The organism is Vagococcus fluvialis bH819, from assembly GCF_900163795.1.
GTDB classification, from domain to species: domain Bacteria; phylum Bacillota; class Bacilli; order Lactobacillales; family Vagococcaceae; genus Vagococcus; species Vagococcus fluvialis_A.
In genome coordinates this window covers 1-7682 of record NZ_FWFD01000017.1, presented here as the reverse complement: position 1 = coordinate 7682, position 7682 = coordinate 1, and the positions used below count along the sequence as shown (strand labels likewise).

The following is a 7682-nucleotide window of genomic DNA, read 5'->3' as shown; positions in this document are numbered from 1 at the left end:
AGCAAGAAGGGAGGTTATTCAATTGCATATCTTATTTGACGTCTTACTTGGAATCGTGATTAATGTTATTGCCCATAGCATTAGTAAATGGTTAGATTCTAAAGACAAGAAAGACAGCTAACCTCACGCTATTTATTTGATAAGCAGCGAAAAAAGAAAAGAGCCAGTTCGGTTGCCCCCGACTGGCTCTTTTTGGTTATTCAATGCATATCTTATTTGTAGGCTTATTATATCATGGTTTTTATTTTCTATCAAAATCCTTAATTGGTTTACATAAAAGCCATTAGTACAAGCTATTAAACTAATATAGTTTTCAAATTATAGCGACAATAAGCTTTTAATATATTAAAAACTGATTTATACGTCTTTTTAACAAGGAACAACACACTCAATCCAATTAAGCATAAGAGAATAGCAAAGCCTAACTGTGACCATGTAAATGGCTGTAATCCCATAATATTAACTACTAGCAAAATGATTGGGCATGCTGAAAAAATGATAGAAACAAATAAGGCAGATAAGCTAACAGCTATAGCGACTATTAGTGGACCTAAAACAATATAAATATTAAAGATCAGAACACCAAGCAATCCAAAGATATTAATTTTTTTATGTTCCATTACTTTTCCTCCTTCCTTGTCTGCTATTAGTTCTTCAAGAGTGATTCCATATAATTTACTGATATCTTCTAAAACATAAATATTTGGAATAGTTCTATTTTGTTCCCAGCGTGAAACAGTTTGTCTTGAAACAAAGAGTTTTTGAGCAACTTCCTCTTGAGTGAGTTCATTCTTTTTTCTTAAATTTTTTAGTAGAAGTCCTATATCCATGATAGTCTCCTTTCATAACTTAAATATACTAATTATCTAGTAAAATTAAAGCACACAATATGTTACATTGCTAAAATCAGTGCTATTTTTTGCTACAACAAAGGAAAAAACCTTTCAAAAGTGATTTGAAAGGTTTTGGTTTACATATTGGCAGTTATACGGAGTTGTTTTATAAATTCAAGCAATACTTTAGTTGAGTAAATCTTTTATTTAGAGCTATTCTGAACTTTTTAATTTAGACTAATCATATCAAATAATTTATAGGAGTTTTGTTATGAAAATAGGCGAAAAAATTAAATCATTGAGACAATCCAATAATTTAACACAAAAAGAATTGGCTGAAAAATTAAATGTATCTTCTCAAGCTATTTCAAATTGGGAGCGTGAAAAAGGCTATCCAGATATAGCTAATATCATTCAGTTATCAGATTTATTTAGTATTTCGTTAGATACTTTAATAAAAGAAGATTTAGATTTTAAAGAAATTTTATTAGAAGATAAAGCAGACAGACATGTAGATATATTCATGAGTATATTGGTATTTTTAATAGCTCTATTCATTTTATTGTTTAGTATTTATAAAATGATCACTACTCATTTTACTGGCTCTTATGTTTTCGGATTAGCAGTTGGTACATTAGGCGTACTAGATTTTGGGAAAAGAATCTACATGAGATTATTTTCTAAATAATTTGAATAGATTTACATAACTCGTGATTATACCAAGTCACACTAAATTAGTTTTATTACTTCTAATGTGATAAAAAAACTTTTGTTCCTTTTTCTAAATAAGCAGATGTCCACTCTGTTAAATCTTTGTTAGATTTAACTTTTATCTTCGATAACACCAATTTCTTTTTCAATCTCTGATTCCGAAATAGGTGCAAAAGTAGCATACTGTAATTCTTCCGTATTATCTAATTTCGTCAATCGAGTATAATCTTTTTTGTTACATGCAAAGAAGATTAAGATAAAGACAAATGAAAATCAACTTTTTTATTGAAATAGCAATGATGATAGTAACTATTAACAAGGTGCAATAGACAATTGCTAGTGTAAATAGGGCTACTGATGTGATAGTTAAAGTATCAAAAAGAAAGAAGGTTATTTTATGAAAAAGAAATCTAAGATGTTTTGTTTTATTATGGTATTAACTATTGTTGTGTTTCCCTTCATTAATTTTGGACAAATAGTCTATGCTTCTAATACTGACTATGAGAGTTATGAGAGTTACGAACAATTTGAAAAAGAATTGATTGAAGAGTATGCAGATGATTTACAATATATATTTGAAAATGTTGCAACAGTCGATGAGAATGGAGATATAGTTGCTGTAAATTTAACTAAATTAAAAGAAAAGTACGGTGACAGTCCATATTTTGATTTACTTGAGCAAAATACATATAATAACAATGAAATTAGTCCTTTTAGAGCTAAAAAAAGCTTTCCAGATTGTTTAAAAGATGAATTTTCTAAAATTATAGGACTTGATATTGCGAAACAAGTATTTAACCCACAAGTTAAAAAATTATTAGCCAGTAAATCTTGGAAAAAAGCTTCAGAACTAATAGTTTCTACGCTAGGAAAAAAATTAGGTAAAAAAGCATTAGCTGCAGTTGTAAAGAAAATGGTGCCTGGAGGAATTCCAATGCAAATAATTGTAAGTGCTGGAAAATGTGGCATAAAAGTTATACTCTAATACTATGAAAAAATATATATCATTATTTTTAATATGTTTGGTAATTGCTGCAATTCTTCCTGTAGGATATTTCTTTATCGGTATTTTATTCCTAGGAAATACAATTCCAGAGGCATTTAAAGAATCTGCAATTACCTTTTTAATTATGTTTGTTATAGCGTTTGGCGGACTGCTATTTAGCAAAGATTAAATGGAAAAGACCTCCATCGTTGATGGAAGTCTTTTTTATTTAATTTCAATTAAGTAATTTTTGATAATGTAATATATTAATAAACATGTCATAAAAAATATAATAAAAATAATACCATAAAAAATGATCGGTACTTTTACTTTAGATGGCAATATAGCAACTAATGTTAATATACTTGCTACAACAACTATATAACGAGTAGATCTTGTTATAATTTCATCATGACTAGGTTTTACATTATCTTTTGGTTTTACAACTTGTTCGGTATCTCCATTATCTTCTTTTTCGGATTCAATTATTTTATCATCTGAAAAATAATTGAATGGTACTTCAAAGAATTTGGCTATTGAAATTAAGGTTGTGATATCTGGTAGAGAGACATCATTTTCCCATCTTGAAATTGCTTGTCTAGAAATATTTAGATGTTCAGCCATTTTTTGCTGAGATACTTTCTTTTCGTTTCGAATTTTTTTTATTTTATGACCAATACTCATTTTCACTATCTCCTAATATACTACCTATATAATATAAGGTTCGTTATCAACTGGCAATGAATGATTACCACTTAGTAATAGATGATTACTAGCCCTATTTTAGATTAACAGATAGGATTAATTTGGTAAAACAATCTTATCAGAAAGAAGGAATTAATTTGAAGAACATTAAGCAACTATTAATCTTTTTTACAGCATCAATTTTATTGTTTGGTCCATTTATTACTGCTACGGAAGTATTAGGAGCAGAGTTGGATATTTTTGATACACTAGATAACGTAGATCAATCAGAATGGGAAACTACTACTCAGAATATTATCGATTATTCAGAGTATAATTATAATACCGGGGAATGGGTACTTAGTTATTCAATTGTAGAAGACGGTATATTTTCAGAGGAGCAGTACCAAAATGCTGAGTTAGCTGAAAAAGAATGGGAAAAATTAAATGTATTAAAAAATGAATCTTATATTCCACAGATTCAACAAAGAGCATTTTTTGTACCACCATTATTAATAGCTGCAATTAAAGCCTTAGGAGCAGTTATAGGAGTGACTGCGGTTACTGAGATAACAACACATTTTACTCAAAAAGGATTGGCTTCAGGATGTAAAAAATTCAAGAAGTACAAAGGTATAAAAGGATTTTGTAAAGCTCATGGCTATTAAGAATAATAAACTAAAAGCCTCCACTAAATTAATTTTAAGTGGTGGATTTTTTAGTATGTTCTTAAAGTTGTTAACATCTGATTAGATAACGCGCTTTAAAAAAACGAATTCTATTTTTTACTAAAATTGTTTTATGTCATAGATTAAACAGTTGTTTTTATTTGATTTAATAACAAATGATACTTATTAATCATTAAAACCTAGTGATAAATACAAAAAAAGGGTAGAGAAAGCGTTTGTGTATATGTAACTACAAAATAACAGAAAGGTAGCAATGCCAATAAAGAGTAGCTACAAACTGTGTCTAATTATTTTAGTTAGCATAACAGGTGATTATACCAAGTTAAATTTATTACTCATATTTTGAAGTCAAAAGAGCTTTACATTGCTATAATATCAATAAATGTAAGCTATCTTTGATGGAGAATACATAGAATATCAACTAAGGTGATAAGTAAGGAGAACGATATGAACATTGGAGAAACAATAAAAATTAAACGCAAAGAGTTGAAGTTAACTCAAGATGAACTGGCAGAAAAAATACATGTGTCTAGACAAACTATTTCTAGTTGGGAAAATTCTAAAAGTTTACCTGATGTCACAAGTTTAATTTTATTAAGTGATGTTTATGAGATTTCTTTAGATAAATTACTAAAAGGAGATATTACTATGATTAAGAAATTAGAAGTTAAAGAAAGTAAAGAAAAATTGAGTGCAAGTTTTTTAGTGAGCGTCACATTAAATATTTTGCTAGTAGGATTAATGATTATTTTGAGAGTAACAGGATATGAAAATAGTTACGCATTCGCTTGGATGTCACTTATAATACTCATTAATGCAATACCTGTGGCTCTTGAATTAAGGAAGCATAAAGAAATAGCTGAGAAAAATAAAATGTAGTTATTTAATAAGTTAGTTAACATAATTATTTATTAAACCCAGCTGTAGACTTACCAGGGCTTACAGGCGCTGAGATTGTGAATTCCAACTGGTCTACCTCAAAATTAAAAGAGGAATCCCTTTAACTAGGGATTCCTCTTTTTTTGACTTAGTGAAATGCCCCGGGCTGATTTTTGGAGCAATTGTTATTAAAATGGAAAAGGCAAGCATCGGGTGTGTGATCACAAACCCATTTGAGGACTTGTTAGGTTTTACCTAAGACCAAATAAAAAGACCAGGAGAAAGGATCTTCTGTCAGAAGAATTTCTCTTAGTCTTTTTTGTCGCTGTAGCTCGAATAGTCAAAAATAAAACAAGGGAGTTTCTTTAAAAAAGAGAAGATTCTATCTTCAGTAATCATCAACTAATCGAAAAGAGCCTTGTTATAAAATAATGAAGCCAATAAACCGAAAAGAGAATTACCGAAAAAGTAAAAAAATACCTGATAAGAGTCATTTTCTTGTGTAAGAGCATAAGGGAAACTACCGTAACGTACCGTTTCGGGTTGATAGTATCAACGTTTCCAAACCCGTAATTTTTTTTCGTTTTTCCTACTTTGTCATACCAAAATTAATACAGAGTAATACTAAATTAATACAGAGTAATACTAAATTAATACAAAGTAATACTGAATTAATACAAAGTAATACCAAAGTAATACTAAATTAATACTAAAAACGAAAGGAGTAATACTTTGTATTACTCTTAAAAAGGCTAATCATTTTTTAAAATTTGTTATTTATTAACGATTACTACCAAAATTAAAATGGACTGAGTCACAACAAAATAAAAAAGAGAGACCTCATGCTCGACTCTCTTTTTTTATTTTCTCTCTTAATTTTATTAAATAGGGATTTGGATTTAACCCAAACAATACGCTTGAAGAAGCAAAGCTATTTCTTTTTATTTCTTAATGCCTCTAATTGTTGTTGAAAGAATTCTTTTTCTTCATAGGACAATTCTGTTTCCTTAAAATTTTTATCTGCCCAATCGGGTAACGTTTCTTTTTTATGAGTTTTACTTTTATATTTATCTTTTACCCAGTCACCAGTATTTTCTTTTTCAAATGTAAAAGTGTACCCTGTTAAAATTCCGCCACGTCCTCGACCAGCTTTTTTATTTTTGGTCACTTTCAAATTTTTAAAGATAGCTTCATCATCTGAACCACCTAATTGTTCTAAGACTGGTTTTAAAATTCGTTTATCAATATCACTAACTCTATAACTTTTAGGAATATCTAAAAGCAATCTGAAATCATCAAGAGTGACCTTCCACCACCCTGTTGTACGATATTGTTTTAATAAACGATAAGTTGATTTTGCATAAGTTGATTGAATTTTAATAAATTCGTCTAATTCAAATTGAGTAAACTCCATGCCAATTTTATTAAAGACATATTCAAACTGAGGATGCACCATAACTTTTAAAGTTTCATCGTGTCCATCAATTTTAAAAGTTTGAAATAAGACAAACAGATTTGCAGACATTCCGTCATCTGTTCTTTCTAAATAATTTAAAGTTCCTAATTTTTTTGACACACTAATTAAGTCATCTACAAATTCTTTTTTAGTTAGATTTTTCTTGAATTGAGCTAATGATTTTAATTGATCAAAAGTAAACATCGTTTCATAGTTAGATGTTTCTCTAATTTTTGCTACAACAGAGAATAGAATATTCATTTCTTTTTCTGTCCATGTTCTCATTGTTGCGGTGTTTAAATCATTCTGATACTTTACTACTTCGTTCGCCATGATTTCACTCCTAACCATAATAAAATTATTATAACATTAAGAGTACAAAAATCAATCCGCCCCCTTAATACTCCCAATCTGCCCCCTTAATACTCCCAATCTGCCCCCTTAACATTCTGAAATCCCTTGGGAGAGTAAGTAGATAGCCACCCTAAAACATCTTTTAAAACATCTTTAAAACATTTATATAACATTGTTGTCTAAATATCCCACCCAAAATGGCATTCTTTTAAAACTATTCATCTATGCGTATGATTAAAAGATATAAAAAAGGAGTGAGAGAAACCCACTCTCACATTGAACTTGCAGCAGTCGCTCTACGCTCCTTTGCTAAAAAATAAAACCTTTCTCTAAAGAAACAATTCAATAGCCTTAAAACGCAAAAAAAGAGCTGTTTAAGCTCATTTAGATAAAACTCTTAGTTAGATAAATAAAACGTCTTTCAGACGGTCAGGGTAAACCCTAACAACCCTAGATTAAAAATCAGTAGCAAATGATAAGAATAAAAAGCTATTTTATTTCCACCACTGCCACCATTTTTTATGATCTATATTTTCTTCGAGTAGTTTTGTATTCTTTTGTTGCTCGAAAAGTAGTAATTGTTGTTGTTGCTGGAGAGTTACATTTAATGCTTTATTCATTTCAGTTAATTCTTCAATTTGTTTGTTCTTAATTTCAATTTCCGACTTCATAATTTCAATTATCATGCTATTATCGTTGGTGTTAAGCGATTCTTCGTTTTTCTTATTTTCAGTAATATCATTGTTATTATCAGATGAAATTACCGACTTATCTTTTAAGCCCTCTTTAATCTGCTCAAACGCAGTCATATCATACAAAAACGTCCGTCCGTCTTTTTCAGAATATTTAATTTCATTGATATTAATGAAACGATAAACCATTATTTTTGAAATTTGTAATTTATCAGCAATCTCTGTAACGCTTATCATATAAGACTTTCTCCTTAATTTCATTGTTATTATCAATGATAACAATGAAATTAACAAAAAAAAAGCCCTCAGCAATAACTGAGGGCAAAAAAGGAGTTGTTTTTATTTACTTTGGAGGAGTAAATAAAATGAAAAAGTTTATTGTTAGGGTTGTTTTGTTGG

8 protein-coding genes are annotated in these 7682 nt (G+C 29.2%); 4 read left to right on the top strand and 4 right to left on the bottom strand.

What is annotated here, in order from left to right:
• Positions 1–296: 296 nt before the first annotated feature.
• Positions 297–830: a helix-turn-helix domain-containing protein gene (locus FM121_RS12890; RefSeq protein WP_086952597.1), complete on the bottom strand. Its 534-nt coding sequence runs from the start codon at positions 828–830 to the stop codon at positions 297–299.
• Positions 831–1104: 274 nt separating this feature from the next.
• On the opposite strand from FM121_RS12890, the gene FM121_RS14730 reads away from it, so the two are divergent.
• Both FM121_RS14730 and FM121_RS12880 read left to right on the top strand, forming a co-directional pair.
• Positions 1105–1521, top strand: a complete 417-nt coding sequence (locus FM121_RS14730; protein ID WP_086952596.1) for a helix-turn-helix domain-containing protein — start codon at positions 1105–1107, stop codon at positions 1519–1521.
• A 420-nt stretch (positions 1522–1941) separates the two neighbouring features.
• Entirely contained in the window at positions 1942–2529 is a 588-nt protein-coding gene (locus tag FM121_RS12880; RefSeq protein WP_086952595.1) for a hypothetical protein, read from the top strand.
• A 225-nt stretch (positions 2530–2754) separates the two neighbouring features.
• On the opposite strand, the gene FM121_RS12875 is transcribed toward FM121_RS12880, so the two are convergent.
• The gene (locus FM121_RS12875; protein ID WP_086952594.1) at positions 2755–3213 is read right to left on the bottom strand and encodes a helix-turn-helix domain-containing protein; all 459 of its coding nucleotides are present in this window, start codon (positions 3211–3213) and stop codon (positions 2755–2757) included.
• Between the two features lie 158 nt (positions 3214–3371).
• Between FM121_RS12875 and FM121_RS12870 the strand changes: the two genes are divergently transcribed.
• Positions 3372–3881 (top strand): hypothetical protein, encoded by a 510-nt coding sequence (locus FM121_RS12870; protein ID WP_086952593.1) that lies wholly within the window; start codon positions 3372–3374, stop codon positions 3879–3881.
• A 468-nt stretch (positions 3882–4349) separates the two neighbouring features.
• The gene (locus FM121_RS12865; protein ID WP_086952592.1) at positions 4350–4781 is read left to right on the top strand and encodes a helix-turn-helix domain-containing protein; all 432 of its coding nucleotides are present in this window, start codon (positions 4350–4352) and stop codon (positions 4779–4781) included.
• Positions 4782–5712: 931 nt separating this feature from the next.
• Here the strand turns inward: FM121_RS12865 and FM121_RS12860 are convergent.
• Positions 5713–6570 (bottom strand): replication initiation protein, encoded by an 858-nt coding sequence (locus FM121_RS12860; RefSeq protein ID WP_179203877.1) that lies wholly within the window; start codon positions 6568–6570, stop codon positions 5713–5715.
• A gap of 515 nt (positions 6571–7085) precedes the next feature.
• Positions 7086–7520 (bottom strand): hypothetical protein, encoded by a 435-nt coding sequence (locus FM121_RS12855; RefSeq protein ID WP_086952590.1) that lies wholly within the window; start codon positions 7518–7520, stop codon positions 7086–7088.
• Between the last annotated feature and the right edge of the window lie 162 nt (positions 7521–7682).